At 59.5% G+C, this 25,890-nt stretch carries 24 protein-coding genes and 2 riboswitches; of the genes, 13 read left to right on the top strand and 11 right to left on the bottom strand.

Annotated elements, in window-relative coordinates:
* Nucleotides 1–25 precede the first annotated feature (25 nt).
* Nucleotides 26–2,572 (top strand): adenosylcobalamin-dependent ribonucleoside-diphosphate reductase, encoded by a 2,547-nt coding sequence (locus NCT03_RS19165; RefSeq protein ID WP_250493496.1) that lies wholly within the window; start codon nt 26–28, stop codon nt 2,570–2,572.
* Between the two features lie 196 nt (nt 2,573–2,768).
* Here NCT03_RS19165 and NCT03_RS19160 read toward each other — a convergent pair whose 3' ends face one another.
* The 3 genes from NCT03_RS19160 to NCT03_RS19155 form a co-directional block, all read right to left on the bottom strand.
* Nucleotides 2,769–3,035, bottom strand: coding sequence for a DUF4148 domain-containing protein (locus tag NCT03_RS19160; RefSeq protein WP_502800389.1), 267 nt, complete (start codon nt 3,033–3,035; stop codon nt 2,769–2,771).
* Entirely contained in the window at nt 2,983–3,114 is a 132-nt protein-coding gene (locus NCT03_RS34405) for a hypothetical protein (protein ID WP_502800397.1), read from the bottom strand. Before NCT03_RS34405 ends, NCT03_RS19160 begins: the two co-directional genes overlap by 53 nt.
* 309 nt (nt 3,115–3,423) lie before the next feature.
* Entirely contained in the window at nt 3,424–4,434 is a 1,011-nt protein-coding gene (locus NCT03_RS19155; RefSeq protein WP_244829480.1) for a LysR family transcriptional regulator, read from the bottom strand.
* 221 nt (nt 4,435–4,655) lie between these two features.
* Here NCT03_RS19155 and NCT03_RS19150 point away from each other — a divergent pair, with 221 nt between their 5' ends.
* The 5 genes from NCT03_RS19150 (at nt 4,656) to NCT03_RS19130 (ending at nt 11,815) form a co-directional block, all read left to right on the top strand.
* Nucleotides 4,656–5,474 (top strand): alpha/beta hydrolase, encoded by an 819-nt coding sequence (locus tag NCT03_RS19150; RefSeq protein WP_250493495.1) that lies wholly within the window; start codon nt 4,656–4,658, stop codon nt 5,472–5,474.
* Between the two features lie 50 nt (nt 5,475–5,524).
* Nucleotides 5,525–6,718, top strand: a complete 1,194-nt coding sequence (locus NCT03_RS19145; RefSeq protein ID WP_244829482.1) for an efflux RND transporter periplasmic adaptor subunit — start codon at nt 5,525–5,527, stop codon at nt 6,716–6,718.
* A gap of 25 nt (nt 6,719–6,743) precedes the next feature.
* Nucleotides 6,744–9,944: an efflux RND transporter permease subunit gene (locus tag NCT03_RS19140; RefSeq protein WP_250493494.1), complete on the top strand. Its 3,201-nt coding sequence runs from the start codon at nt 6,744–6,746 to the stop codon at nt 9,942–9,944.
* Between the two features lie 8 nt (nt 9,945–9,952).
* Nucleotides 9,953–11,479, top strand: a complete 1,527-nt coding sequence (locus NCT03_RS19135) for an efflux transporter outer membrane subunit (RefSeq protein ID WP_250493493.1) — start codon at nt 9,953–9,955, stop codon at nt 11,477–11,479.
* Between the two features lie 129 nt (nt 11,480–11,608).
* On the top strand, nt 11,609–11,815 hold the full coding sequence (locus NCT03_RS19130) for a hypothetical protein (RefSeq protein WP_244829485.1): 207 nt from the start codon (nt 11,609–11,611) through the stop codon (nt 11,813–11,815).
* 6 nt (nt 11,816–11,821) lie between these two features.
* Here the strand turns inward: NCT03_RS19130 and ppk2 are convergent, their stop codons facing one another.
* Complete coding sequence (gene ppk2, locus NCT03_RS19125) at nt 11,822–12,718, bottom strand: polyphosphate kinase 2 (protein WP_244829486.1); 897 nt, start codon at nt 12,716–12,718, stop codon at nt 11,822–11,824.
* A gap of 213 nt (nt 12,719–12,931) precedes the next feature.
* Between ppk2 and lhpI the strand changes: the two genes are divergently transcribed.
* Complete coding sequence (lhpI, locus tag NCT03_RS19120; RefSeq protein WP_250493652.1) at nt 12,932–13,876, top strand: bifunctional Delta(1)-pyrroline-2-carboxylate/Delta(1)-piperideine-2-carboxylate reductase; 945 nt, start codon at nt 12,932–12,934, stop codon at nt 13,874–13,876.
* A 25-nt stretch (nt 13,877–13,901) separates the two neighbouring features.
* Nucleotides 13,902–14,267: a hypothetical protein gene (locus NCT03_RS19115; protein WP_250493492.1), complete on the top strand. Its 366-nt coding sequence runs from the start codon at nt 13,902–13,904 to the stop codon at nt 14,265–14,267.
* 53 nt (nt 14,268–14,320) lie between these two features.
* On the opposite strand, the gene hmuQ is transcribed toward NCT03_RS19115, so the two are convergent.
* The 3 genes from hmuQ to NCT03_RS19100 all read right to left on the bottom strand — a co-directional run bounded on the left by hmuQ (nt 14,321) and on the right by NCT03_RS19100 (nt 15,656).
* Nucleotides 14,321–14,635, bottom strand: a complete 315-nt coding sequence (gene hmuQ / locus NCT03_RS19110; protein WP_250467245.1) for a heme-degrading protein HmuQ — start codon at nt 14,633–14,635, stop codon at nt 14,321–14,323.
* Between the two features lie 39 nt (nt 14,636–14,674).
* Nucleotides 14,675–15,046: a DUF1428 domain-containing protein gene (locus tag NCT03_RS19105; protein WP_250467237.1), complete on the bottom strand. Its 372-nt coding sequence runs from the start codon at nt 15,044–15,046 to the stop codon at nt 14,675–14,677.
* Nucleotides 15,047–15,107: 61 nt separating this feature from the next.
* Entirely contained in the window at nt 15,108–15,656 is a 549-nt protein-coding gene (locus tag NCT03_RS19100; protein WP_250493491.1) for a histidine phosphatase family protein, read from the bottom strand.
* 41 nt (nt 15,657–15,697) lie between these two features.
* A riboswitch (cobalamin riboswitch) is annotated at nt 15,698–15,821 on the top strand.
* A gap of 36 nt (nt 15,822–15,857) precedes the next feature.
* Here NCT03_RS19100 and NCT03_RS19095 point away from each other — a divergent pair.
* Together NCT03_RS19095 and NCT03_RS19090 are read left to right on the top strand one after the other, a co-directional pair.
* Nucleotides 15,858–16,088 (top strand): CbtB domain-containing protein, encoded by a 231-nt coding sequence (locus tag NCT03_RS19095; RefSeq protein ID WP_250493651.1) that lies wholly within the window; start codon nt 15,858–15,860, stop codon nt 16,086–16,088.
* Nucleotides 16,089–16,097: 9 nt separating this feature from the next.
* On the top strand, nt 16,098–16,880 hold the full coding sequence (locus NCT03_RS19090) for a CbtA family protein (RefSeq protein ID WP_250493490.1): 783 nt from the start codon (nt 16,098–16,100) through the stop codon (nt 16,878–16,880).
* A 61-nt stretch (nt 16,881–16,941) separates the two neighbouring features.
* On the opposite strand, the gene NCT03_RS19085 is transcribed toward NCT03_RS19090, so the two are convergent.
* The 4 genes from NCT03_RS19085 to NCT03_RS19070 are packed head-to-tail and all read right to left on the bottom strand — an operon-like array spanning nt 16,942 to nt 19,460.
* Nucleotides 16,942–17,178 (bottom strand): DUF1289 domain-containing protein, encoded by a 237-nt coding sequence (locus NCT03_RS19085; RefSeq protein ID WP_250493489.1) that lies wholly within the window; start codon nt 17,176–17,178, stop codon nt 16,942–16,944.
* Entirely contained in the window at nt 17,175–18,476 is a 1,302-nt protein-coding gene (locus NCT03_RS19080; protein WP_250493488.1) for a cobyrinic acid a,c-diamide synthase CobB, read from the bottom strand. Before NCT03_RS19080 ends, NCT03_RS19085 begins: the two co-directional genes overlap by 4 nt.
* A 4-nt stretch (nt 18,477–18,480) precedes the next feature.
* The gene (gene cobO, locus NCT03_RS19075) at nt 18,481–19,083 is read right to left on the bottom strand and encodes a cob(I)yrinic acid a,c-diamide adenosyltransferase (RefSeq protein ID WP_244829493.1); all 603 of its coding nucleotides are present in this window, start codon (nt 19,081–19,083) and stop codon (nt 18,481–18,483) included.
* The gene (locus NCT03_RS19070) at nt 19,080–19,460 is read right to left on the bottom strand and encodes a cobalamin biosynthesis protein (protein WP_250493487.1); all 381 of its coding nucleotides are present in this window, start codon (nt 19,458–19,460) and stop codon (nt 19,080–19,082) included. The genes cobO and NCT03_RS19070 overlap by 4 nt, the downstream gene beginning before the upstream one ends.
* 116 nt (nt 19,461–19,576) lie before the next feature.
* Nucleotides 19,577–19,827: riboswitch (cobalamin riboswitch) on the top strand.
* Nucleotides 19,828–19,972: 145 nt separating this feature from the next.
* On the opposite strand from NCT03_RS19070, the gene cobW reads away from it, so the two are divergent.
* Genes cobW through NCT03_RS19055 form a run of 3 tightly spaced genes read left to right on the top strand, consistent with a single transcriptional unit; the run spans nt 19,973 to nt 25,836 of the window.
* A complete protein-coding gene (gene cobW / locus NCT03_RS19065; RefSeq protein WP_250493486.1) occupies nt 19,973–21,052 on the top strand; it encodes a cobalamin biosynthesis protein CobW in 1,080 nt (359 codons plus the stop codon).
* 3 nt (nt 21,053–21,055) lie between these two features.
* Nucleotides 21,056–24,829, top strand: a complete 3,774-nt coding sequence (gene cobN, locus NCT03_RS19060) for a cobaltochelatase subunit CobN (RefSeq protein ID WP_250493485.1) — start codon at nt 21,056–21,058, stop codon at nt 24,827–24,829.
* Nucleotides 24,826–25,836 carry a magnesium chelatase ATPase subunit I gene (locus NCT03_RS19055; RefSeq protein WP_250493484.1) on the top strand — a complete coding sequence of 337 codons (1,011 nt, stop codon included), beginning with the start codon at nt 24,826–24,828 and terminating at the stop codon, nt 25,834–25,836. The genes cobN and NCT03_RS19055 overlap by 4 nt, the downstream gene beginning before the upstream one ends.
* Nucleotides 25,837–25,890: the final 54 nt, after the last annotated feature.

The raw sequence follows: 25,890 nt of genomic DNA, 5'->3' as shown, positions 1-25,890 counted from the left end.
GACAAAGCATTCAACAGGATCAAACATGGCAGAAGACAATCCCAGCACAGGCGTCGCTCCGCAGCAATTTTCCATCGACGTAATGCTTGAAAAATATGCCAAGGGCGACGAGACGCGCGTCGAAGATATTTATCTGCGCGTGGCGCGTGGTGTCGCAATGGCCGAGCCCAAAGCGTTACGCGCGAAGATCGAAGCGGAGTTCGTCGATAACTTCCGGCGCGGTGCATTGGGCGCCGGGCGCATCATGAGCGCGGCGGGCGCGGGTATCGATGCCACGCTCATCAACTGCTTCGTTCAGCCCGTGGGCGATGCCATTCAAGGCGTCGACGATAACGGTTTGCCCGGCATTTACGTTGCGCTGCTGCAAGCGGCCGAGACGATGCGGCGCGGCGGAGGCGTGGGCTATAACTTTTCCGCCATTCGTCCTCGCGGTGCGCGCGTGCATTCCACGGGTTCAGCTGCATCCGGACCATGCAGTTATATGGATGTGTTCGATGCATCATGCCGCACGGTGGAGAGCGCAGGATCACGCCGTGGCGCACAGATGGGCATACTCGACTGCACGCACCCCGATTTGCTCGAATTCATCGCGGCTAAACACACGAAGGGGCGCTGGAACAACTTCAACGTGTCCGTCGCGGTAACGGACGAATTCATGCAGGCCGTTGCCGACGACGCCGTCTGGCAACTCGTGCATAAGGCCGAGCCTTCGCCTGCACAGCGGGCATCGGCGGACATCCGGAAGCGTGACGACGGCTTGTGGGTGTATCGGGAAGTGCGTGCGCGTGACGTATGGAACACGATCATGCGATCGACCTACGATGTCGCCGAGCCAGGCGTCGTTTTCATGTCGCGCATGAATGACGACAACAATCTGCGCGCCGTCGAAACGATTCGCGCGACGAACCCTTGCGGTGAACAACCCTTGCCCGCATACGGTTGCTGCAACCTGGGCCCGCTCAATCTGACTCGCTTCGTGCGCGACCCTTTTGCGCAAGCGCGCGGCGGCGTTCCTGGTTTCGATTGGGACGGTCTCATGCGTACCACGCGCACGCAAGTGCGCTTTCTCGATGACGTTCTCGATGTCACGTTGTGGCCGCTCGAAGAACAAGCACGTGAAGCGGCTGCCAAGCGACGTATCGGCGTCGGCTTTACGGGGCTAGGCGACACGCTCGTAATGCTTGGTCTTCGTTATAACTCGAACGAAGGACGCGAATTTGCCATGCGCGTCGCACGCACCATGCGCGATGAAGCGTATCGCGCGTCGGTCGAACTTGCACGCGAACGCGGCGCATTTCCGCTCTTCGATGCAGCACGCTATCTGGAAGAGGGCACTTTCGCATCACGTTTGCCTGATGATCTCAAGAGCGAGATTCGCGCGCATGGCATCCGCAATAGCCATCTGCTTTCCATCGCGCCTACGGGCACCGTGAGTCTCGCGTTTGCGGACAATGCATCGAATGGTATCGAGCCCGCGTTCTCGTGGACCTATCAGCGCACCAAGCGCATGGCCGATGGCTCCAGCCAGACCTTCGCTGTCGAAGACCACGCGTACAGGCTTTATCGCGAGATGGGCGGAGACGTCAAGGCGCTGCCCGATTACTTCGTGAGTGCGCTCGATATGTCCGCGCAAGATCATCTGGAAATGATGACGGCCGTGCAGCCTTTCGTCGATACATCGATTTCGAAGACCGTCAACGTACCCGCGGATTATCCGTTTGATGCATTCCAGGACCTTTACTTCGAAGCATGGCGACGCGGCTTGAAGGGACTCGCGACCTATCGGCCTAACGACACCTTGGGCGCGGTGTTGTCGGTCACGCCACAGGAAGAGAAGACACCGAGCGACTCGCCCGATCCCGAACTGGATCTCGATCCTTTGCGTATTGCGATCGATCACCGTCCACGTGGAGAGCTGCCCGCGATTATCGAGAAGGTCGAGTATCTGACGCAGGCTGGAAAGAAGTCGCTCTATCTTGCGGTGTCGTTCATCGAAGTGACAGGGCGTATTGCAGGCGATGACGTGACCATCGAGCGGCCCATCGAATTCTTTATCCCGACGGGGCAGAGCGACGAATCGCAGCAATGGATCACGGCGACCATGCGTTCATTGTCGCTTGCGGCGCGTGGAGGCTTTGCCGCGCGTACGCTGCAGGACATGCGCAAGGTATCGTGGGATCGCGGTCAGGTGCGTCTCGGCGATGTCGAGCGTTTAGATGGACACCGCAGTCCACGCTGGCATGACTCGGAAGTCGCCGCGCTTGCCTTTGCGATTCAGCAAATTCTTCATCGACGCGGTTTTCTCGATGCCGAAGGCAGTCAGGTGCCGTCACGCGTACTTGCCCGCAAGCATATCGACGTGACCCATACACGCGCTCTAGTGACTGAAGACGAGACCGTGGCACACGCGGACGTGACGGATTTTTCGTCCGACGATGCCTTGTCGAACGACCCGCATACACTCACGCAGATGCATGGGCGCAAATGCCCGACATGTGGCGCGAATGCGGTGATCCGGAAAGACGGTTGCGACTTCTGCACTGCTTGCGGTGAAATAGGCGCTTGCGGCTGAAGCTCAAACGCGTGTGCCCGGCAGGCACACGCGTTTGATTGATTTGCTACTCGCCGTGCTCGCTCGTGTCCTGCTCGGTCTCTTGCGAGCGAGATTCGACAAACGGGCGCCACACCGGCGTCACAGAGGCTAGCTCTTCAAGAACCGAATATTGTTCAAGCGATGTATTTTCGAACATGATGACCTCTGCAATTCTTTAGCGCGTGACCGAACCGTTCGCATATTCCACGATACGGCGATTGCGCGCTTCCGCTTGAGCGGCATCGCGAGCATGCGCTTCGCTTTGAGCAGCGACCGCATCGCCCCACATGCTGCGATCAGGATACGTATTGCGATTCAACGCGGGCAACGAACCGTTCGAATAGGCAGCGGCAAGTTCAGCGCGCACTTGCGCACGCGTCTTGGGCGTTTCACTCGTAGTCGTTTGCGTCTGATACGTTCCCGCGCGACCAAATGCCTTCACCGCCGTCGGCAAATGCCGTGCTCGAAACCACGGCTGAGATAGCCGCGAGCGAGAAACCCGTGATGAGATAGCTTTTCATGCGTGCAACTCCTTTCGATCCGTTTCCTGTGCTTCGGATGCGACGCGGATGCAATCGGCTAAGAAGAGGATTGCATGCGCTTCGCGACAGGTCGAAATGTAGTCGCCACGCTAGGGGCAGATAAATGCCGGATGCGCGAATAGATTTGTCGATTTCGGCGAATAATCGCTAAGAGCCTTAGCCACCGGACATTTGGCGACGCTTGCATGTGCCGGCATTTTTCCCTATCGCATCGATAGGGACGAAAAAAAGGCGTGTCGCCTGTGACACGCCTTTGCTTTGCCAGCGAAATAGCTAGCCAATAGTTAGCTATACAACGACATCCTCAGTACCCGAAACTTCCGGTGTACCGTGACGCACGACCGTGGGCGCGGCAGTGCTGGTGGGCAGGCAACGCTCCTCCGCGTCCTTCTGACCTTGCAGCAACGGGCAACGCTCGAACAGCTCCGCGACCCAGTCCACGAACACGCGCACCTTTGGCGAAAGATGGCGATTGTGCGGATAGACGGCGGAAATAGGCATCGGCAAAGGGCTCCATTGCGGCAGCACTTCGACAAGCTCGCCTGAACGCAAGTACGGCAACGCCATGAAGCGCGGCGCTTGAATCAGACCCACGCCCTTGAGACCGCAACTGAGATAGGCTTCGGCGTCGTTCACCGCGATCATGCCGCGCATCTTCACTTCGATGGATTCGTCGTTGACGACGAAGTCCATATCCATCACACGCCCCGTGCGGCTCGAAAAATAATTCACGGCCACATGGTCCTGAAGGTCTTCAAGCGTTTGCGGCTTGCCATGACGTTCGAGATATTGGGGACTTGCGACCGTCACGCCCTGAAACACGCCAATGCGTCGCGCGACCAGACTCGAATCCTGCAGCGTTCCGACGCGAATCACGCAGTCGACGCCTTCCTGGATGAGGTCGACTGGCTTGTCGCCGAAGCCGAGCATGAGTTCGATTTCCGGATAGCGTGTGTGAAAGTCGCAAAGCTGCGGCATCACGATGAGCCTTCCAATGGCCCCCGGCATGTCTACCCGCAATTTGCCGTGCGGACCCTTGCCGTTGTTCGAGAATGTGCCCTCGGCTTCCTCGATGTCGGCAAGGATGCGCACGCAGCGCTCGTAGTAGGCCGCGCCATCGGGCGTCAGATTGAGCCTGCGTGTCGTGCGCTGAAGCAGTCGCACGTTGAGAAACGCTTCCAGGTTTTGAATGATCGTCGTGACCGACGCGCGCGGCAAATTGAGCGTATCCGCTGCGCGCGAAAAGCTGTTGGTGTCGACAACCCGTGTGAAGACCTGCATTGCTTGTAGCCGATCCATGTTTCCTCACCTTCGATGCTTAGGGCACCAGCATAGCGGCGCACGGAATTAAGCGCCTGGCTAAGAACAGTCATGTGCGTATTAACGATGATTGTTCGGTGCGTCCGAATTGTGTTGCCGGATTATAGGCATTTATTAAAAAAGGCGTGGCATCCAGAATTCGCAGCATCGCAACTTATGCGTGACGGCCTTATTTCTCAGGCCGCGCACGAAAAATAACCATGGCAACATTGTTGGATCTGGAGGCGCGTCCGAGATTGTGCATCGAAGATGTGCGTATCGCCGGACACGTACAACCGATCACGCTGCGCAGTTACCGCCCCGCGTCGGATGGCAGCGTGTTGCCTATCGTTCTTTATTTCCACGGCGGCGGTTTCGTGCGTGGAAGTCTGGACGAAGCCGATGTGGCTGCAAGCGTCATTGCACGAGATACGCCCGCTTGGGTCATCTCGGTCGGCTATTCGCTTGCGCCTGAATTTCCATTTCCCGCCGCGCCTGAAGACGGATATCGCGCGGCACAGTGGGCGGTTGCGCATGCTCGTGCGCAACGCGCAGACCCTTTGCGCATCGGCGTGGCGGGGCATGACGCAGGCGGCAACCTCGCGACGTGCGTCGCAGCCATAGCGCGCGATCGCGGCGATTTGCGCCTGTCCGCTCAAGTGCTGCTTGCGCCATTGCTCGATCCGAGCATGACGCGCCTCGCCGATGAACGCAAAGTGCTGTGCCCCGATCTGGAAATGAGCGATTGCGCGCGTTGCTATCGCGCGTATCTGCCCGTGCCTTCGCAACGTTTGCATCCCTATGCGGCGCCGCTCGAATCGCGGCGACTCAATGGGTTGCCGCCGGCGCTGATCGCGAGCGCGGAGCATGACCTCCTGCATATCGAGGCGGAAAAATACGCGGCGGAATTGATCAACGCAGGCGTGCCGACCGAAATGACGCGTCATTGCAAGACCTCGCATCAAGCGCTGGCCGCGCACCCCGACGCGCTTGCCGATGTCGTCGCGTTCTTCAAGAAACGCCTCGCGCGCCCCAAATAAGCGCGCCACGCACCATAAAAAAACAATCTCAACGCAACCGGAGCTTCACCATGTTCTTCACTCGCAAACGTATTTACGCTGCGCTAGGCGCGGTGATCGTCATTGCTGGCGCGGGCGGCTATACCGCCTGGCGCGGTCACGGCGACGCCATCAACCAAGCGCAAGCCGCCGCGCATAGCCCGACCGCCACTGAAGTGGACGTGGCCGCGGTGGTCTCGAAGACCATCACGGACTGGCAGAGCTATTCGGGCCGTCTCGAAGCGGTGGACCATGTCGACATTCGCCCGCTCGTGCCCGGCACGATCGTCGCGGTGCACTTCAAGGACGGCGCGCTCGTGAAGAAGGGTGACGCGCTCTTTACCATCGACCCGCGTCCGTACGAAGCGGAAGTCGCACGCGCGGCGGCGCAAGTTGCATCGGCGCAAGCGCGTAACGGCTATACGTCCACCGACGCTGCGCGTGCAGAGCGCTTGCTTACCGATAACGCCATCGCCAAGCGCGATTACGACGAGAAACAGAACGCCGCGCGCGAGGCCGTCGCCAATCTGAAGGCCGCGCAGGCTGCGCTCGAAACGGCGAAGATCAACCTTGCCTACACGCATATCGTGGCGCCCGTATCGGGGCGCGTATCGCGTGCAGAGCTCACGGTGGGCAACATCGTCTCGACGGGTGCGAATGCGCCGCTTCTGACCACGCTGGTCTCGGTCTCGCCGATCTATGCCTCGTTCGATGTCGACGAACAGACGTACTTGCGCTATCTCGGCCGCGATACGGGCAGCAGCGTGCCTGTTTCGCTGGGTCTTGCAAACGAAGACGGTTACTCGCGCGAAGGCGTGGTCGATTCCGTCGATAACCGCCTCGATACGACCTCGGGCACGATACGCGTGCGGGCTCGCTTCAACAATCCGGATGGCTCGCTCTTGCCGGGACTTTATGCACGCATCAAGGTCGGCGGTGGCACGCCGCATCCGGCCGTGCTCGTGGATGACGCGGCTGTCGGCACCGATCAGGACAAGAAGTACGTCATGGTGGTGGACAAGGACAACCGCGTGCAGTACCGCGAAGTCACGTTAGGCGCCACGCATGAAGGCCTGCGCGTGATTACGAAGGGATTGCAGCCGGGCGAACGCATCGTCGTCAATGGCTTGCAGCGCGTGCGTCCCAACGATGTGATCAAGGCCAATAACGTCGCAATGGACAGCAACGCCAATGCGACGCCCGTGAAAACGGCATCGGCTTCGTAAGCATCTCGAACAGACAGAACTCGTCATGAACATATCCAAATTTTTCATCGACCGTCCGATCTTTGCGGGCGTGCTGTCGGTGATCGTGTTGCTGGCTGGCGTCATCGCCATGTTCAAGCTGCCGATCTCCGAGTACCCGGAAGTCGTACCGCCTTCGGTCGTGGTGCACGCGCAGTATCCGGGCGCGAATCCGAAGGTGATCGCGGAGACCGTGGCCTCGCCGATCGAAGAGCAGATCAACGGCGTCGAGGACATGCTCTACATGCAGTCGCAGGCGAATAGCGACGGCAACCTCACGACCACGGTCACGTTCAAGCTCGGCACCGATCCGGACAAAAACACGCAGCTCGTTCAGAACCGCGTGAATCAGGCTTTGCCGCGCTTGCCGCAAGACGTGCAGCGGCTTGGCGTGACCACCATCAAGTCCTCGCCGACGCTGACGATGGTGGTTCACCTGAACTCGCCGAACAACCGTTACGACATGACGTATCTGCGCAACTATGCGCTGATCAACGTGAAGGATCGGCTCGAACGCATCTCGGGTGTGGGTGAAGTGCAACTGTGGGGTTCGGGCGATTATTCGATGCGCGTATGGCTCGATCCGCAAAAGGTCGCGCAACGCGGCATGACGGCGACCGACGTGGTCAACGCCATTCGTGAACAGAACGTGCAAGTGGCGGCAGGCGTGATCGGTGGTTCGCCCACGCTGCCAAATACGCCCTTGCAACTGAACGTGAATGCACGCGGCCGCTTGCAGAACGAGTCCGAGTTCCGCGACATCGTGCTGAAGACGTCGCCCGATGGTGCAGTCACGCATCTGAGCGATGTGGCGCGCGTCGAACTCGCAGCATCGGAATATGGCTTGCGTTCGTTGCTCGACAACAAGTCGGCGGTTGCAATTGCAATTAATCAGCAGCCGGGTGCAAACTCGCTGCAAATCTCCGATGAAGTGCGCAAGACGATGAAGGAACTGCAGGCGGATATGCCTGCGGGTCTCGAGTATCAGATCGTCTATGATCCGACGCAGTTCGTGCGTTCCAGTATCGAAGCGGTAATTCATACGCTCGCAGAAGCCATCGCTTTGGTCGTGCTCGTGGTGATCGTGTTCCTGCAAACTTGGCGTGCTTCGATCATTCCGTTGCTGGCGGTGCCGGTGTCGATTGTCGGCACGTTCTCGCTGTTGCTTGCGTTCGGCTTCTCGATCAACGCGTTGTCATTGTTCGGGATGGTCCTCGCGATTGGCATCGTGGTGGACGATGCAATCGTCGTCGTGGAGAACGTCGAACGTAATATCGAAGCGGGGTTATCTGCCCGAGAGGCGACGTATCAGGCCATGCGCGAAGTGAGCGGGCCAATCATCGCAATTGCCTTGACGCTCGTGGCCGTGTTCGTGCCGCTCGCGTTCATGTCTGGCCTCACGGGTCAGTTCTACAAGCAGTTCGCGATGACCATCGCTATCTCAACGGTGATCTCCGCATTCAACTCGTTGACCTTGTCGCCCGCGCTGGCTGCGATGTTGCTCAAGGGTCACGATGAACCGAAGGACTGGCTCACGCGTGGCATGGACCGTGTGTTCGGCGGTTTCTTCCGTCAGTTCAACAAGGTCTTTCATCGCGGTTCGGATGCCTACGGCAAGGGCGTGAAGAGCGTCATCAACCGCAAGGCCGTAATGATGGTGCTGTATGCCGTGCTTCTTGCAGGTGCGGTTCTGATGGGCAAGATTGTGCCGGGCGGTTTCGTGCCCGCGCAGGACAAGGAGTATCTGATCAGCTTCGCGCAATTGCCCAATGGCGCATCGCTCGACCGTACCGAAGGCGTGATTCGGCAGATGAGCGACATCGCGCTCAAGCAACCGGGCGTGGAAAGCGCGGTGGAATTTCCGGGCTTGTCGGTGAACGGCTTTACGAACTCATCGAGCGCGGGGATCGTGTTCGTGACGTTGAAGCCCTTCAAGAACCGCGTGCATGACAAGGCACTTTCCGCCAATGCGATCGCGGGTGCGCTGAATCAGAAGTATGCGGGTATCAAGGGGTCGTTCATCGCCGTGTTCCCACCGCCGCCGGTTCTCGGGCTGGGTACGCTAGGTGGTTTCAAGATGCAACTGGAGGACCGTGGTGCGCTCGGTTATGCAGCGCTCGCGGATGCGACGCAGGCGTTCATCAAGCGTGCCTCGCAGACGCCTGAACTCGGACCGACGTTCTCGAGCTATCAGATCAACGTGCCGCAGCTGAACGTCGATCTGGATCGCGTCAAGGCCAAGCAGCTTGGCGTATCCGTGACAGATGTTTTCGACACGATGCAGGTGTATCTCGGCTCGCTCTACGTGAACGACTTCAACCGCTTCGGACGCGTGTATCAAGTGCGCGTGCAGGCCGATGCCCCGTTCCGCGCGAACCCTGAAGATATCGGCTTGCTGAAGACTCGCAACGCGAATGGCGACATGGTGCCGCTCTCGTCTCTCGTCAGGGTGACGCCGACCTATGGTCCGGAAATGGTGGTGCGCTACAACGGCTACACGGCAGCTGACATCAACGGCGGTCCGGCTCCTGGCTATTCATCGGGTCAGGCGCAGACAGCGGCGGAGCGAATCGCCGCGGAAGTGTTGCCGCGCGGGATCAAGTTCGAATGGACGGATCTCACGTATCAGCAGATTCTCGCGGGCAATGCGGCTTTGTGGGTGTTCCCGATCAGCGTGCTGCTCGTGTTCCTCGTGCTTGCAGCGTTGTATGAAAGCCTGACCCTGCCGCTCGCGGTGATCCTGATCGTACCGATGAGCATTCTGTCGGCGCTGCTCGGTGTTTGGCTTACGGATGGCGACAACAACATCTTCACGCAGATTGGTTTGATGGTGCTGGTGGGCTTGTCGGCGAAGAACGCGATTCTCATCGTGGAGTTCGCCCGCGAGCTGGAGATGCAGGGACGCTCGATCGTGCAGGCCGCGATCGAAGCAAGCCGCTTGCGCTTGCGCCCGATTCTCATGACATCCATCGCCTTCATCATGGGCGTGGTGCCGCTCGTACTGTCTTCGGGCGCGGGTTCGGAGATGCGTCATGCAATGGGCGTCGCGGTGTTCTTCGGCATGCTGGGTGTCACGCTCTTCGGTCTGATGCTGACGCCGGTCTTCTACGTGATCCTGCGCAAGCTCTCGCGCACGGAGCATGTGACGGACAAGCACGGCTCGCATCCGCAGATGCGGGGTATCGGCGGCTCTTACGAGGCGCAATGAGGTCAAACATGAACAAGTTGCATATGAAACGATGGCTGGGCCTTCCGGGTTTGATGGCGGCGCTGCTGGTAGTCGCGGGCTGCTCGCTCGCGCCCACTTACGAAAAGCCGGATGTGCATGCGCCTTCCGCTTACAAGGAAACGCCGCAACGAACCAGCGATACGAGCGCGCTTGCTCCTTCGGAAACGGGCACCTGGAAAACGGCTCAACCTTCCGAAGAAATGATGCGCGGCGAGTGGTGGACCTTGTTCGATGATCCCGCGCTCAAAGACCTCGAACGTCAGGCGCAGGAAGCGAACCAGAACCTCAAGGCAGCAGCGGCACGCGTGAAGGAAGCGCGCGCAATCAGCCAGACTGCGCGTGCGGGTCTGTTCCCGACGCTCGATGCAGGCTTCGGTCCGACGCGTGAGAAGTTCTCGCCGGCATCGCAGTTCCTGCCGGCCGATGCCAACGTGCCTGCACAAACGTTGTGGCGTGCCCAGGCGAGCGCATCGTATGAAGTCGATCTGTTCGGCCGCGTTTCAGATTCCGTCAAAGCCGCCAGCGCCGACACGCAACAAGGCGAAGCGCTGTTCCGCTCGGTGCAGTTGGCCTTGCAAGCGGACGTCGCGCAGAACTACTTCAATTTGCGCGAGCTCGATGCGGAGAACGATGTCTTCACGCGCACGGTTACGTTGCGCGAGCAAGCGTTGAAACTCGTGCAGCGCCGTTTCGATGAAGGCGACATCAGTGAGCTCGATGTGGCGCGCGCCAAGTCCGAGCTCGCGACCGCGCGCTCGGATGCGATGACCGTGCAACGTCTGCGCGCATCGTCCGAGCATAGTCTTGCGGTGCTGCTCGGCAAGACGCCGGCTGAATTCAGCGTGGCGGCGAATCCTCTCAAGCCAGTGACGGTTCGCGTGCCACCGGGCTTGCCTTCAACCTTGCTTGAGCGTCGTCCTGACATTGCTGCTGCTGAACGTTCGATGGCCGCAGCAAATGCACGCATAGGCGTAGCAAAGGCTGCATTCTTCCCTTCGCTCACGTTGACGGGCGCAGGCGGCTTCGAGTCGGCAACGCTTGGCGATCTCTTCAAATGGTCGAGCAGAACATTCCTGCTGGGCCCTTTCGCGGGAACGGCGCTGAATATTCCAATCTTCGATGGCGGCCGTCGCAAGGGCAATCTTGCGAATGCACGTGCAATCTATGAAGAGGACGCTGCGAATTATCGGCAACAAGTGCTCGTTGCATTTCGTGAGGTAGAAGACAATTTGTCCGACTTGCGCATTCTCGAAGATCAGACGGCTACGCAATCGGATGCGGTCAAGGCTTCAGTGCGCGCGGCACAACTCTCGCGAACGCAGTACACGGAAGGTGCGGTCAATTATCTCGATGTGATCGATGCGGAGCGCACTGTGCTGCAATCGCAGCGTACTTCGGTGCAGCTTGCGGGAACGCAGGCGGTATCCACGGTCAACTTGATACGTGCATTAGGCGGCGGCTGGGGCGATGCGATGCCCGCGCCGGTGCCTGAGCCGAGTCTCGCGCAGAAGTAATGTGTCTTCAAGGCCCTGCAGCATGCAGGGCCTTATTGTTCGTATCGGGGAACATATGTCTTCATCCGCGGGCCATTTATCTCGGGCTTGCAAATCCCTAAAATTCTTATATGGAAATGGGAGCTAAAGATGAAAGCATTAATTGCCCGACAACTGTATCAACCAGCCGTGGTGCTGCCACTGTTGCTACTCATGCGCCTGATGGTCACCCTTGACTTCAACCTCGCGCAAGTCATGTTCGTGATGGTGTTCAAGGGTTCGCAGCAAGCGTATCAGTTTGCCATTCGCCGCACGCTGCACCGTCAGGAACACATCGGGTGCAGTCACTGCTGCTAAAGCGCTTTAGTAAATCTCCGGGACGTACATGGTCTCCGGCACGGGCTGCCGCAAATAATCCGGATTGAATACGCGCTCGGGCAGCGTAATCGCAGAGTGCTCGATCTCGTGATACGGCACCTGACTCAACAGATGATGCATGCAGTTCAGCCGCGCACGCTTCTTGTCGACGGCCTGAACCACCCACCACGGCGCTTCGGGAATGTGTGAACGCTGCAGCATGACTTCCTTAGCGGCAGTATAGGCTTCCCAGCGGCGTCGGCTTTCGAGGTCCATCGGACTCAGCTTCCACTGCTTTAGCGGATCTTCAATACGCGCCTCGAAGCGCACTTCCTGTTCGTCATCGGTAATAGAAAACCAGTACTTGATGATCTGAACGCCGCTACGCACGAGCATCTTTTCGAACTCGGGCACGGAACGGAAGAACTCTTCGTATTCGGCGTCAGTACAGAAGTTCATCACGCGTTCTACTCCCGCGCGGTTATACCAGCTTCGATCGAACAGAACGATTTCGCCGCCTGCCGGAAGATGCGATACGTAGCGCTGGAAATACCATTGCGTGCGTTCACGATTATTCGGCGCAGGCAGAGCAGCGACGCGGCACACGCGCGGGTTCAACCGCTGCGTGATGCGCTTGATCGCACCGCCTTTACCGGCCGCATCGCGGCCTTCAAAAATCACCACGAGTCTGTGGCCCGTATGCACGACCCAATCCTGCAACTTCACCAGTTCGCCCTGCAAGCGAAATAGCTCGCGGAAATAGGTCTTACGAAGCTGTCGTTCCTCGTCGGAGAACGCTGCCTCGCCATCCAGGAAGCGGTCGTCGATCTCCATTTCGAACTCTTCGTCGTAGCTGTCGATCAGGTCGGCATGGAAGCGGCGCTGCTTGTCCATCTCGTTCATTGTGGGCTCCGTGGGCGGCTTGCCGCTGCAATTTTTGCGGCGCAGATTGCTTGATTATGACTGTATTCGAAGGCAATCATATGACGGCGTACGCAACGCTTTGCGCGTTTAGTGCACCGAGGGCAAATTGTCGAGGTCGCTTGCGCCGTTAGAATGTTGCAATATTTCAGTGGCATTGCGATGGCAACTTTCCCTTCCGAGGCCAAAGACACGATGAATCAAACCTCAAGCGCGATTCCAATTTTCGACGCCGAACGCACCGCGCAGTTCGTTCCTTATGACCGCCTGGTCGACACGCTTGCCGCCACCATGCTCGATTACGCGGCGGGCCGTATCGTGAGTCCGGAGCGCATGGTGGTGCCGCTTGCACAAGGTGGGATCATGTTGTCGATGCCTGCAAGCGCGGCGGACTTGGCCATGCACAAGCTCGTCAACGTGTGCGCGGGTAACGGTGCGCTTGGTTTGCCCACGATTCACGGACAGGTCACCGCATTCGATGCCGTCACCGGCGTGCCGCAATTCATGCTCGACGGCCCAACTGTAACGGGGCGCAGAACGGCGGCGGTATCGATGCTCGCTATCCGCGCTCTAAGCGCGCAGCCGCCGAAACAAGTGCTGGTGATCGGTACGGGCAAGCAGGCGGCCTACCATGTGGAGGCGATCGCAAGCGTTTATCCCGATGCATCGATCATCGTCCAGGGGTCGCGAGCCGAGCGTGCGAATGCCTTTTGCAAGGCCTACGCAGCGGCTTCGCCAAAGCTAGCGGCGCTTGAAAGCTCAAACATTCCTGAAGCTGTCGATGTCGTCATCACCGCGACTACCAGCAAGCAGCCTGTCTATACGCTGCCGGCGCGAGCAGATCGGTTGGTCATCGGTGTTGGCGCCTTTACGCCTGATGCGGCAGAAATAGCGTCGGGCACTATCGATTCAAGCGCTTTGTATGTCGATGACCCGGCAGGCGCGCGCCATGAAGCGGGGGATTTCATCCTTGCTGGTGTGAAATGGGAAAACGTCAATCCACTTGCACAAGCAATCACGGCGAGGGTGCAAAACGAACGCCCGATCGTATTTAAATCCGTCGGATGCGCGGCATGGGATCTCGCTGCATGTCGAGTCGCTAAAGCTTTATTGTTAGACAAAAATAACAGCGCTAATTAAGGCGCGAGCTGGCTTGGAACGGTCCTTGCTGAATGTCTGTTCAATCGAAAGCTGGCGCAAGCGCCTTGGCACCCAAATGAACAGACCCATGAATAGTCGATACGACACCAGATGGACGCCCGGTTTTCCCGCGCGCGACGACGGAAATGATGGATCAGGCGGTGCGTCCGCACAGCCTAACGCGGCGCCGCCGGCTGCTTACTTTATCTCGGTGCTGGAGCTTGCGACTGGCGAGAAGCTGGGCAATGACGAACGCTTACGCGCCGTCGCCATGCTTGAATCGCAGTTTGGCGAGGGACGTCCACGTACGCTTAAGGAGGCCGTGCGCATTTGTGCCGGAGCCATCGATTCATCGACATTGCAGCGAATGGCGCGTGGCGCTAAGGCTTAGGAAGGCCTTAGCGAGCGACGCAATTCGTTCACGGTCTTGTAAGAGAGCGGCCCCTATTTAACCGTCTGAATCACTTCGAAGCCTTCGAATTCCGGGTGGCCCAAGTAAAGCTGCCTGGTTTCTCCGCCTGCATTGCGATGCGCGGCGCGAAATGCATCCGACTGAGTCCACTGTTCGAACGCAGCATGGTTTGTCCAGATCGTGTGACTCGAATAGAGGACATGGTCATCCCGCGTCGGTCCCTTTAGCAGATGGAACTCCACGAAGCCCGGCACTTCCTTGAGGTGCGTGTCGCGGCTTGTCCAGAGATGTTCGAAATCGGCTTCCGCGCCTGGAACGATCTTGAAGCGGTTCATGGCAATGTACATGTCGATATGGCTCCTTGGTTTTAGGCATTCAAAAAATAATCAGGCCTTTGACAGTTCGACCAGCGTCCTGAAGCCGCCGAAGAACATGCGTTTGGGATCGAACGGCGGTTCGCCGTTTTCCATCATGCTCTTAAGGCGCGAGTCTTCCATTACTTTGGCGTTGACGGCGTCACGTTGTTCGCGCGATTCATAGACGATCCACGAGAAGACCACCGTTTCGCCTTCCTTGAGCTGTACGCTTCGAGGGAACGAGGTGAGCTCGCCTGGCTTAACATCGTCGGCAATACATTCGACAAACTGCAGCGCGCCATATTCCAGCCATATTTTGCCCGCTGCATCGGCCATGCTGCGATACGCGTCGACCTTGTCGATCGGCACTGGTACGACGAAACCATCCACATAGTGCGCCATTGCTGTCTCCTTTGAGCTAACCAGTCGCTGCTTGCTTTGAGCACCGGGCGGCCATCTAAGTTCAGGAGGGCACGTTTGTCCATTTGCCTTCCGCGAACTTGAGCAAGACGGACGATAGCGGCGCGAGATCCATCTTGAGTATCGACGACAACGGTTCGTCGCGCACGATACAGAGCGCCGCCTTCATGACGATGGCGTGCGTTACGACTATGCAGCATTCGTGCTCTGTATTCGAAGCAAGCCCCTCGAGCGCTTTCTCAACGCGCTTTGACAGCATTGCCACGCTCTCGCCGCCATGCGGCCTTGCATGGGGATCGGAAAGCCATGCCGCAACGTCTTGAGGCTCGCGCTCACTAATCTCGCGAATGGAACGACCGCGCCATTCTCCATAGTCGATGTCGTCGAATGCGGCATCGATCGAGAAATCTGTCGTGAGCCAGGCCGCTGTTTCGCAAGCAGCGCGGGCTGGGCTGGATGTGACGCGGCTTGGCTCGCCCGGGAGGTCGAACGTGCATTCAGCCTGTTCGACAGGCTCGTCGCCTTGCGGAAAACGCCCACCTTTCATGGCATGCGTGGCGGCGTGGCACAGCAAAATCAATGTCGATTGCATAGCCTTTAGCTCATGGTCGTTTTACTTTGCCGGCAATCATCATAGAATGGCAAGCTTGCAGTGCGAGGAAGCCGGTGGAAGCCCGGCACGGTCGCGCCACTGTATGCGGTTCGCGCTAAGAGCGCGATGCCGCGAGTCAGACCCCGCTGCATGCTCTTCGTCTATCGGGACGCGCTTTTCCCTGGAGAAATTTCAATGAATATGTCCAACGCGCCGGCTTTTTCCGCTGGCATTGCAACGCCCGCTAACGATGCGCCGGTCCCCATTCCGGTGCGTGAGGTCCTTCCTTGGGCCGTTTTTATCGGCCTCGTTCTGCTGATCGCGATTTATTTCGTCGGCGCCGAGCAAGGTGCAACGTCCATTATCTCGGGCATGTACGTCCACGAATTCGTTCACGATGGCCGACACTTGCTCGGCTTTCCGTGCCACTGAGGACGGAGCATGATTCGCAACTTGCTTATACGCGGCATGGTCGCGGGACTCGTCGCGGGCCTGATCGGCTTTGGCTTTGCGCGCGGCTTCGGCGAACCTTCAGTTGCTCGGGCTATCGCGTTCGAAGAACAGCACGAGCATGCACAAGCGCCCGCACACGATCATCACGATGAAGCGGCGGCAGCGCAATCGCATAGTCATGGTGATGATGAAGAACTCGTTAGCCGGGACACGCAAGCGGGTTTGGGCTTACTAACGGGCGTGGTGGTGTTCGGCACGGCTTTAGGCGGTATTTTCTCGCTGATCTTTGCCTTGGCTTATGGGCGGCTTGGCTCGTTGCATGCGCGCGGAACCTCGGTTTTGCTTGCGCTCATTGGTTTCGTTAGCGTTGCGCTCGTGCCGTTCATCAAATATCCGCCAAACCCGCCCGCCGTGGGCAATGCCGAAACCATTGGTCCGCGTACGGCGCTTTTCTTCGGCATGGTGGCGATATCAATCGTCGGCGCGGTGTTCGCGGTCTATGCGCAGCGACGCTTGCAGGCGCGTCGCGGCAACTGGAACGCGGCGCTTATTGCGGCGGCTGGTTACGTCGTCCTGATGGTTATCGCGCAAGTGGCGCTGCCTTCTGTCGACGAAGTACCCGCCGACTTTTCCGCGTCGTTGTTGTGGAATTTCAGGCTGACTGCCGTCGGTATTCAAGCATTGATCTGGGCAACGCTTGGACTGCTCTTCGGCGCGCTTGCGTCACGTGAACTCGAGCGTCCGGCAGCGCGTCGCATGGCCGCTGCCTGATTAGAATGCTCGATGGGTATCAAAAGGCCCGCGTCGCTTGAGCACGAGCGCGGGCCTTCGTTCATTGCGAGGCCGCGCGCCGCTCAAGCAGCTGGTCGAACAACGCGAGCTTCGCGTGCTCGTCCATCGTTCTAAAGAACTTAATTTCCTCGCGGCTTCTAAAGCATCCCGCGCACAGGCCGCTCGATGCATCGAGCTTGCACACGCCGGTGCACGGCGAGCCGATTGGTTCCTGCGCGCTGGCGCGTTCGATCGTCTCGGCGAGATCGCGTGGCCCGATTTCGGTCGATGTCGTCATAGCGCTTCGCCGCGAAAGAGCGCAGCCATTGCCGCAGGATTCGATGGCCAGTAAGCGTGCATGTAAGTGGCCGTTATCGCGCCATGACGATAAAGCGCTTCGCCCTGCGCACCGGTCGTTGCGTGCGTGGCTGTCGTGAAAGGCTGCATCGATGTCTTGAGCGTCGAATAGTGAAAGGTGTGGCCGGTGAGCGGACCGTGGGCGGTGTCGACTCGTTGCATCGCCAGCCGCGAAAGACGGCGTTGCATGGTGGCGTCGCCGGGAAGGGCGCTTAGCATTGAATGACGATTGCCTTCGACATCCGTCAGTGCGTCGAGCAGGTAGAGCATACCGCCGCATTCCGCGACTACCGCGCGATTGCGCGCGATATGTTCTTCTATCGAAGCGCGCGTGCACGCATTGGAAGCAAGCGTCGCGGCATGAAGCTCGGGATAGCCGCCGGGCAAGTAGAGCGCATCGACATGAGCGGGTACGGGCTCATCCGCTAGCGGGGAAAAATAGCTGACGCTTGCGCCCGATGCCTTTAGCAAATCGACATTCGCGGGATAAATAAATGAAAACGCGGCGTCCCGCGCGATCGCAATGTGCAATCCGTCGAGAAGACGCGGCGGTTCACTTGGCGTGATGTCGTCGTCGAAGCGAACGAGCGGCGGCAAATCGGCAAGCGTGGTCGCGGCAATGGCATCGGCGGCGCGGTCGAGACGCGCATCCAGGTCCGCCACTTCCCGCGCTTGAGTGAGGCCAAGGTGACGTTCGGGTAGCGCGATATCGTCCGCGTTCGAAAAATGACCGCAATAGCGCAGCCCTTCGGGGATGGCTTCGGCCAGCATCTGTGCATGGCGCGCAGACGCCACGCGATTTGCAAGCACGCCATGAAACGGCACATCAGGCCGATAACGCGCAAGTCCCAACGCAAGCGCGCCGAAGGTTTGCGCCATGCCATGCGCGCCGATTACCGCAAGCACGGGCACATTGAACGCAGCGGCGAGATCGGCGCTGCTCGGCGTGCCATCGAAGAGGCCCATTACGCCTTCGATCAAAATAAGGTCGGCTTCCTTGGCGGCCGAGGAAAGCATCGCGCGGCACGCTTCCAGTCCGACCATCCAAAGATGCAGCGAATAAACGGGCGACCCGCATGCCCGCTCGAGAATCATCGGATCGAGAAAATCCGGCCCGGTCTTGAAGATGCGCACGCGCCTGCCTTGCCGCGTGTGATGACGCGCAAGCGCGGCCGTCACCGTGGTCTTGCCTTGATGCGACGCGCTCGCGCCGATGAAGAGTGCGGGACAGTTTGCCATTGCGTCAGAACTCGACGCCGCGTTGCGCCTTGACGCCCTGCTCGCGATAAGGGTGCTTTACGAGGCGCATTTCGGTGACGAGATCGGCTATTTCAATGAGCTCATCGGCCGCGTGTCGTCCTGTCACGACGACATGCAGCATGGCCGGCCGTGCCTTTAGCACGCCGAGTACTTCCTCAAGCGGCAAATATTCGTACTTGAGCACGGCATTGAGCTCGTCGAGTACGACCATCTGATACTCGCCGCTTTGGATCATGCGTCGTGCTTCGTCCCATCCCTTGCGCGCCGTGGCGATGTCCGCCTCGCGATTTTGCGTGTTCCACGTATAGCCATCGCCCATCGTCACGAAATCGCAATGCGCGATTGCGCCAAGGAAATCGCGTTCCGACGTATGCAGCGCGCCTTTGATGAATTGCACCACGCCGAGTTTCATGCCGTGCCCGAGCACGCGCATGGCCATGCCGAATGCAGCGGTGGTCTTGCCTTTGCCGTTGCCGGTATTGACGATCAACAGGCCCTTTTCATGGTCGGCGGCGGCCTGCTTTTTCTCATGGCCTTCCTTGCGCCGCTGGGTCATGCGCAAATGCGATTCGGTATCGGTTTTCATGCTTGTTTCTTCGATGGTGTCTCTGCAATAGCGACCGTCACGCCGCCCGCGATAGTCTTATGCACGACGAGCCGGCCGCCGCTGGCAATGAGCGCGCAAGGCTCGCATACGCCGTCGACATTCAAATGCCGCCTGGCCTGCGATAAGAATTCCCCAGGCGCGCGCTCGATTTGATCGGCGCTAAAGAAATCCACGCGCAATTGATGACGCTCGCAAAATGCGAGCAATCCTGCTTCGTCTTTCTTAGCGTCGATGCTTGCCACGCTGGCGATATCGGCAAATGCGAGCGTGCCAAGCGCACCACGCACAGCGCGTTCTATTGCTTCGGCGCTTACGCCGCGGCGGCAGCCGATGCCGATGACGAGCGCGGCGCTCATGCTAAACGAAGCCAATTCATGGAGGTCGACTTGAAAAGCCTTAAGGCGGAGGAAAGATACCATACCGGACGCTTAGGCAGGCACCATGCTTTCTTGACGCCTAACCCCGCTAGCCCTAGACTTTCAATAGTTCAGGTGCTCGCGCGCCAAGTCTTTAGCGCGCAGTTGAACGGGAAACAGGAAGCGCGCGTTCAGGCGAACGCAAGCCAACCTGTGCTGCCCCCGCAACGGTAAGCGAAAGCCACGCATGACATGCGCGGCAAGCCGGTTTCAAAGCCACTGTGCTAGGCGTTCAAAGCGTCCGGCGCGGGAAGGCGAAGCGGCTATTTTCGTCAGCCCGGATACCGGCCAGAATTACCGAAGGGATTTCCTTAGCCGCGGGGTTGCGGCGTATCCCCAGATCCACCGAGTCGTGCGCTTTTCCATGTCCATGCCGCTGCAAAGGTCGAATAGACCGCATCGCGCACACCATCACGCATAGGGCGCACGCATCAATCAAGCACGGAGCAACGATGCAAACGCGCAAGATCCCCGTCACGGTCGTGACCGGCTTCCTCGGCAGCGGCAAAACCACGCTGATGCGGCACATTCTTTCGAACGCGCAGGGCAAGCGCATCGCGGTCATCGTCAACGAATTCGGCGAGCTCGGTATCGATGGAGAAATTCTCAAGGGCTGCGGCATCGGTTGCGACGACGAAGCAGGCTCCGCCGAACGCAATCTCTATGAACTCGCGAACGGTTGCTTGTGTTGCACCGTGCAGGAAGAGTTTTATCCGGTGATGGAGCAACTGCTTGAACGGCGCGACAGGATCGATCACGTGTTGATCGAAACGTCCGGGCTTGCCTTGCCCAAGCCGCTCGTGCAGGCCTTCAACTGGCCGTCCATCAAGAACGCCTTCACCGTGGACGCGGTCGTTACCGTGGTCGACGGTCCGGCTGCGGCAAGCGGTCAGTTCGCGGCAAATCCCATCGCCGTCGATGCGCAGCGCAAGGCCGATCCGAATCTCGATCACGAATCGCCGTTGCATGAGTTGTTTGAAGACCAACTGTCGTCGGCGGATCTCGTCATCGTCAACAAGACCGATCTCATGGATGCCGCCGCGTTGAGCAAGGTCGATGCGCTTGTGCGTCCCGAGATTCCGCCCGAAGTGAAGATCGTTCCCGCGCAGATGGGCAAACTCGACGTGCATGCGCTGCTCGGCTTGCAATCCGCATCGGAAGAGACCATTCATCTGCGGCACGACCATCATGGCTCGCCCGACGAAGACGGTCATGCGGATCATCATCACGACGAGTTCGATTCCGTGGTGGTCGCAGCGGATGTCGAGTCGCGCGAACAGCTGCTTGCGGCACTGCACGTGCTGGTGGAAAAGCACACGATTTACCGTGTGAAGGGCTTCGCGGCGTTGCCGGGTGCCGCCATGCGGCTCGTCGTGCAAGGCGTGGGGCGACGCTTCGACAGTTACTTCGACAGGCGCTGGAACGAGGGCGAGGCATCGAGTCGCTTCGTGCTTATCGGCGAGGACCTCGACCGCGAAACGCTGCAACGTGCCTTCGTTTCCGCGTTGCAGACCTTACCCGTGCAGGCCTGAGCGATGCATCTGCTGCGCACGACTCCGGGAGGCTTCGTCGACGACGCCGCAGGCGTGATGCGGATCGAGCAGACGCGCGCGCCCATTGTCGTGCTCAGTTCGGCCGATACCACGCTCGCGCTGCTCGCAAGCGTCTTTCCTCGTCTCGGCCCCGGCTTTCCGGAAGTGCGGCTCGCAAATCAATCGTTCCTGCGCCAGAACGCTTCGGTCGACTTTTATGTCGACGACATTCTGCGCCATGCAAAGGTCGTCATCGTCGATCATCTCGGCGGCGAATCGTATTGGCCCTACGGTATCGAGCGTCTCGTCGCTTTGGCAAAGCGCGAAAAGCAAATGCTCGCCATGTTTTCGGGCGATCTTGCGGAAGACCCGAATCTCATCGGCAAGAGTACGGCCGATGCCGCGTTCTGCCGCGACCTGTCGCGCTATTTACGTGAAGGCGGCGCGCGCAATGCCGAAGAGTTTCTACGCGCCATTGCGCATCGCGCGTTCGGTTGGGGACGCGAAGCGCACGCGCCGAGCGCGTTGCCCGCGGTCGCGATCTATCACCCCGAGCGCGAAAGCGCTTCTAGCGACGATTGGCGCGAACGCTGGACTGAAGGCGCGCCGGTGGTTGCCATTCTTTTCTATCGCGCGCACCTTCAATCAGGCAACACCGCTGTGTTCGATGCATTCATCGAAGCGCTCGAACGCGAGGGCATGAATCCGCTGCCCATTGCGATTGCATCGCTCAAGGAAAGTCTGAGCCGCGAAGTAGTGGAGCGTTTGTGCGCGCAGCATGGTGCATCGCTCGTGCTCAATACCACGGCGTTCGCTGCGGGCGTGATCGGAGAAAGCGAAGCATTCGAAGTGGCCGGCGATGCGCCCGTGATGCAAGTGATCTTGAGCGGGGGCAATCGCGATGACTGGCAAAAGGACAATCAAGGCCTGAATTCGCGCGATGTCGCCATGCACGTGGCGCTCCCCGAGGTGGATGGCCGTATCATCACGCGAGCGGTGAGCTTCAAGGGGCTTGCTTATCGATGCCCGCATACGCAGGTCGACGTGGTGCGTTATCAAGCCGATACCGAGCGCATGCACTTCGTCGCCGAACTCAGCGCGCGCTGGTGCAAACTCAGACATACGCTGAACGAGCGCAAGCGCATCGCGCTCGTCTTGGCGAATTATCCGGCGAGCGAAGGGCGCATTGGCAACGGCGTGGGACTGGACACGCCGGCATCGGCCATCAACATCTTGCAGTTGCTCGAGCGTGAAGGCTATCGCTTAGACCAGATTCCCGAACATGGCGATGCGCTCATCGAAGCGCTTACGCGAGGCGTGACGAACGACCCTGTCGTGCGCGATCTTCGCCCGGCCCTGCAAAGTCTTGCGCTCGAAGATTATCTCGATGCCTATCGCGCGTTGCCGCTGGATGCACGGCAAGCACTGGAAAAAACATGGGGCGCGCCTGAAGACGATCCGACGATACGGCGCGGCCGCTTCATGATTGCAGGCTTGCGTTGCGGTGAAGTGTTCATCGGCATTCAGCCTTCGCGCTCGCGCGAGCGCAACGATTATGCGAGCTATCACGATGCCGAACTCGTGCCGCCGCATGCGTATCTCGCGTTTTATTTTTGGTTGCGCCTGCGCTTCCAGGCCGATGCGCTCGTGCATGTCGGCAAGCATGGCAACCTCGAATGGCTGCCGGGCAAGAGCGTTGCGTTGTCGGCATCGTGCTGGCCCGATCTCATTCTCGGTCCCATGCCGCATCTCTATCCGTTCATCGTGAACGATCCGGGCGAAGGAAGTCAGGCCAAGCGTCGCGCGCAGGCGGTCATCATCGACCATCTGATGCCGCCGCTCACGCGTGCCGAAAACTATGGGCCGCTGCAGGATCTCGAACGACAAGTGGACGAATACTACGAAGCGCTCATGGTCGATACGCGCCGCGCGAAGCTGCTGCGCAAGTCCATCCTCGCGAACATCGTCGAGAACAGGTTGCATGAGGAACTCGGGCTCGACGCACCGGGCGACTTGCAGGGTGAAGACACACTGCTTACGCGTGCCGATGCCTATCTGTGCGAACTCAAGGAAGCGCAGATACGCGATGGCTTGCATGTGTTCGGCGTATCGCCCGAAGGCGTGCAAAGGCGCGATACGCTGCTCGCATTGGGCCGTTTTCCGACCGGCGACGGACGTGGTGCGAATGCAAGTCTCATCACGGCCATGGCGCGCGATCTCGCGCTCGGTGAAGCGTTCGATCCGCTCGATGCCGACTGGGCGGCGCCATGGAATGGACCTCGCCCCGACGCGCTTCAAAACGCGGTCGACGCGCCTTGGCGGCATCATGGCGATACACGCGAACGCCTCGAATCGTTAGCATTGCAACTATTTCAAGGCGATGCCGAATCGCCGGGGCCGCAAACGACGCTGGTGCTCGAACGCTTGCAAGGCGATGTGCTCGCGCGTCTTGACGCGTGTGGTCCGCAAGAGCTCGAGCAACTGAAGCGCGGGCTTGAGGGCCGCTTCGTGCCGCCTGGTCCGAGCGGTTCTCCATCGCGCGGCAGACCGGACGTGTTGCCTACCGGACGCAATTTTTATTCGGTCGACACACGCGCATTGCCGACGCAGGCCGCATGGTCCATCGGCCTCAAGTCGGCCAATCTGCTGGTGGAAAGACACGTGCAGGATCACGGCGATTTCCCGCGCGCCATCGGCCTTTCCGTGTGGGGCACGGCGACCATGCGCACTGGCGGCGACGATATGGCCCAGGCGTTCGCACTGATCGGCGTACGGCCGAAGTGGGCGGCGGGAAGCAATCGCGTGACGGACTTCGAGATACTGCCAATCTCCATCTTCAACCGGCCGCGTATCGACGTTACCTTGCGCGTATCGGGGTTCTTTCGCGACGCCTTCGCCAATCTCATGCATCTTTTCGATGCGGCGGTGCAAGCCGTCGCCGAACTCGAAGACGAGTCCGAGGATATCAATCCGATCCGCGCGCGCATCATGCGCGAGCGCGATGAACTGATCGGTCGCGGTATCGATGCGAAAGAAGCGCGGCAACGTGCAGGCTGGCGCGTGTTCAGCACGAAGCCGGGCGCGTATGGCGCGGGCTTGCAGGAACTGATCGATGCGAAGCAATGGCAGAGCGATGCCGATCTATCGGCCGCGTATCAAAGCACAGGAGGCTATGCGTATTCGCAGGCGCAAGACGGCGTGGATGCGCGAGCGAGCTTCGGCACGCGGCTTTCCGCGCTCGATGTCGTGCTTCAGAATCAAGATAACCGCGAGCACGATCTGCTGGACTCGAACGACTACCATCAGTTTCAGGGCGGCATGGTCGCGGCCGTGCGTTATCTTTCGGGCCTGCAACCGCAGGCGTATAACGCGGATCATAGCAATCCCGCCGCGCCGCGCGTGCGGACCTTGAACGAAGAGATTGCACGCGTGGTGCGCTCGCGCGTGGTCAATCCAAAATGGATCGACGGCGTCAAGCGTCACGGCTACAAAGGCGCATCCGAACTCGCTGCAACGGTGGATTATCTTTACGGATACGACGCCACGGCGCGCGTCGTATCGGATCATCAATACGCGCTCGTTACCGACGCTTACGTGAACGACGCAGACACGCGCGAGTTCATCACGCAGCACAATCCTCACGCGCTCCAATCGATATGCGAGCGTCTGCTCGAAGCCATGGAGCGCGGTTTATGGCAAGAGCCGGGCGGCTATCGCGCTGACGTGACGCGCCATTTGCTCGATGTCGAACAGCAACTCGAAGGCCGACAGACTTGAACCCGAACGACGCTGATTTTCCGGTGTTTCCCTTTACCGCGCTCGTCGGGCAGGAGGCCTTGCAGCAGGCGCTCGTGCTCGCGGCTATCGATCCGGCGCTTGGCGGCGTGCTCGTCAGCGGCCCACGCGGAACGGCGAAGTCCACTGCCGCACGCGCCCTTGCCGAGCTATTGCCCGAAGGCCGGCTCGTCACGCTGCCGCTCGGCGCAAGCGAAGAGCAGTTGATCGGTACGCTCGATATTCAAAGCGCCTTGCGCGACGGCGGCGTGACCTTTTCGCCGGGCTTGCTTGCAAAAGCGCATCTCGGCGTGCTCTATGTCGATGAAGTGAATCTGCTGCCCAACCCGCTCGTCGATCAGTTGCTGGATGTCGCGGCAAGCGGCGTGAACGTCATCGAGCGCGATGGTATTTCGCATCGGCATGAAGCGCGTTTCGTATTGATCGGCACGATGAATCCCGAAGAAGGCGAATTGCGTCCGCAATTGCTCGACCGCTTCGGGCTCGCGGTCGAATTGAACAATTGCTTCGATGCGAGCGTGCGGCAACGGATCGTCAGGGCGCGGCTCGCGTTCGATATGGATGCTGAAGCATTCTGCGCACGCCATGCCGACGCACAGTCCGCGCTAGCAGAACGCATTCATGCAGCACGTGCCGTGCTATTCGCGCTCGATCCGGACGACGCGGTGCATGCGCGCGTGAGCGCGCTTTGCATCGCCGCCCACGTGGATGGCTTGCGCGCCGATCTCGTGATGCTGCGTGCGGCGAGAGCGCTCGCGGCATTCGAAGGCGCGAACAACGTGCAGACGCTTCATGTCGATCGCGTGGCCGACGCCGTGCTGAAGCATCGACGACGCGAGGCCGATGCATCGCAAGGCGAAGCGCCGCAGCAGCCCGCCCCGCGCGATAACGGCAGCACGAATGAAAGCGATTGGGGCTACATGCCGCCCGAGCCAGCAGGCACGGCGAAGGTCAAGCAAGTCAGACCGCTTGCCGCAAAAAAAGCCTGAGCCATCGGAGACACGAAGCGGATGCTCAAGAGCATCGTCTTCGATGGCGTGAAG

Origin of the sequence: Caballeronia sp. GAWG1-1 (genome assembly GCF_023631465.1) — a bacterium.
GTDB lineage: Bacteria > Pseudomonadota > Gammaproteobacteria > Burkholderiales > Burkholderiaceae > Caballeronia.
This window is presented reverse-complemented; position numbering and strand designations above follow the sequence as displayed.

What these genes read in the sequence shown, in the direction of transcription:
- NCT03_RS19165 (WP_250493496.1), top strand. Translation starts at nt 26, where the DNA reads ATGGCAGAAGACAATCCCAGCACAGGCGTCGCTCCGCAGCAATTTTCC.
- NCT03_RS34405 (WP_502800397.1), bottom strand. Translation starts at nt 3,114, where the DNA reads ATGAAAAGCTATCTCATCACGGGTTTCTCGCTCGCGGCTATCTCAGCC.
- NCT03_RS19155 (WP_244829480.1), bottom strand. Translation starts at nt 4,434, where the DNA reads ATGGATCGGCTACAAGCAATGCAGGTCTTCACACGGGTTGTCGACACC.
- NCT03_RS19150 (WP_250493495.1), top strand. Translation starts at nt 4,656, where the DNA reads ATGGCAACATTGTTGGATCTGGAGGCGCGTCCGAGATTGTGCATCGAA.
- NCT03_RS19145 (WP_244829482.1), top strand. Translation starts at nt 5,525, where the DNA reads ATGTTCTTCACTCGCAAACGTATTTACGCTGCGCTAGGCGCGGTGATC.
- NCT03_RS19140 (WP_250493494.1), top strand. Translation starts at nt 6,744, where the DNA reads ATGAACATATCCAAATTTTTCATCGACCGTCCGATCTTTGCGGGCGTG.
- NCT03_RS19135 (WP_250493493.1), top strand. Translation starts at nt 9,953, where the DNA reads ATGAACAAGTTGCATATGAAACGATGGCTGGGCCTTCCGGGTTTGATG.
- NCT03_RS19130 (WP_244829485.1), top strand. Translation starts at nt 11,609, where the DNA reads ATGAAAGCATTAATTGCCCGACAACTGTATCAACCAGCCGTGGTGCTG.
- ppk2 (WP_244829486.1), bottom strand. Translation starts at nt 12,718, where the DNA reads ATGAACGAGATGGACAAGCAGCGCCGCTTCCATGCCGACCTGATCGAC.
- lhpI (WP_250493652.1), top strand. Translation starts at nt 12,932, where the DNA reads ATGAATCAAACCTCAAGCGCGATTCCAATTTTCGACGCCGAACGCACC.
- hmuQ (WP_250467245.1), bottom strand. Translation starts at nt 14,635, where the DNA reads ATGTACATTGCCATGAACCGCTTCAAGATCGTTCCAGGCGCGGAAGCC.
- NCT03_RS19105 (WP_250467237.1), bottom strand. Translation starts at nt 15,046, where the DNA reads ATGGCGCACTATGTGGATGGTTTCGTCGTACCAGTGCCGATCGACAAG.
- NCT03_RS19100 (WP_250493491.1), bottom strand. Translation starts at nt 15,656, where the DNA reads ATGCAATCGACATTGATTTTGCTGTGCCACGCCGCCACGCATGCCATG.
- NCT03_RS19095 (WP_250493651.1), top strand. Translation starts at nt 15,858, where the DNA reads ATGTCCAACGCGCCGGCTTTTTCCGCTGGCATTGCAACGCCCGCTAAC.
- NCT03_RS19090 (WP_250493490.1), top strand. Translation starts at nt 16,098, where the DNA reads ATGATTCGCAACTTGCTTATACGCGGCATGGTCGCGGGACTCGTCGCG.
- NCT03_RS19085 (WP_250493489.1), bottom strand. Translation starts at nt 17,178, where the DNA reads ATGACGACATCGACCGAAATCGGGCCACGCGATCTCGCCGAGACGATC.
- NCT03_RS19080 (WP_250493488.1), bottom strand. Translation starts at nt 18,476, where the DNA reads ATGGCAAACTGTCCCGCACTCTTCATCGGCGCGAGCGCGTCGCATCAA.
- cobO (WP_244829493.1), bottom strand. Translation starts at nt 19,083, where the DNA reads ATGAAAACCGATACCGAATCGCATTTGCGCATGACCCAGCGGCGCAAG.
- NCT03_RS19070 (WP_250493487.1), bottom strand. Translation starts at nt 19,460, where the DNA reads ATGAGCGCCGCGCTCGTCATCGGCATCGGCTGCCGCCGCGGCGTAAGC.
- cobW (WP_250493486.1), top strand. Translation starts at nt 19,973, where the DNA reads ATGCAAACGCGCAAGATCCCCGTCACGGTCGTGACCGGCTTCCTCGGC.
- cobN (WP_250493485.1), top strand. Translation starts at nt 21,056, where the DNA reads ATGCATCTGCTGCGCACGACTCCGGGAGGCTTCGTCGACGACGCCGCA.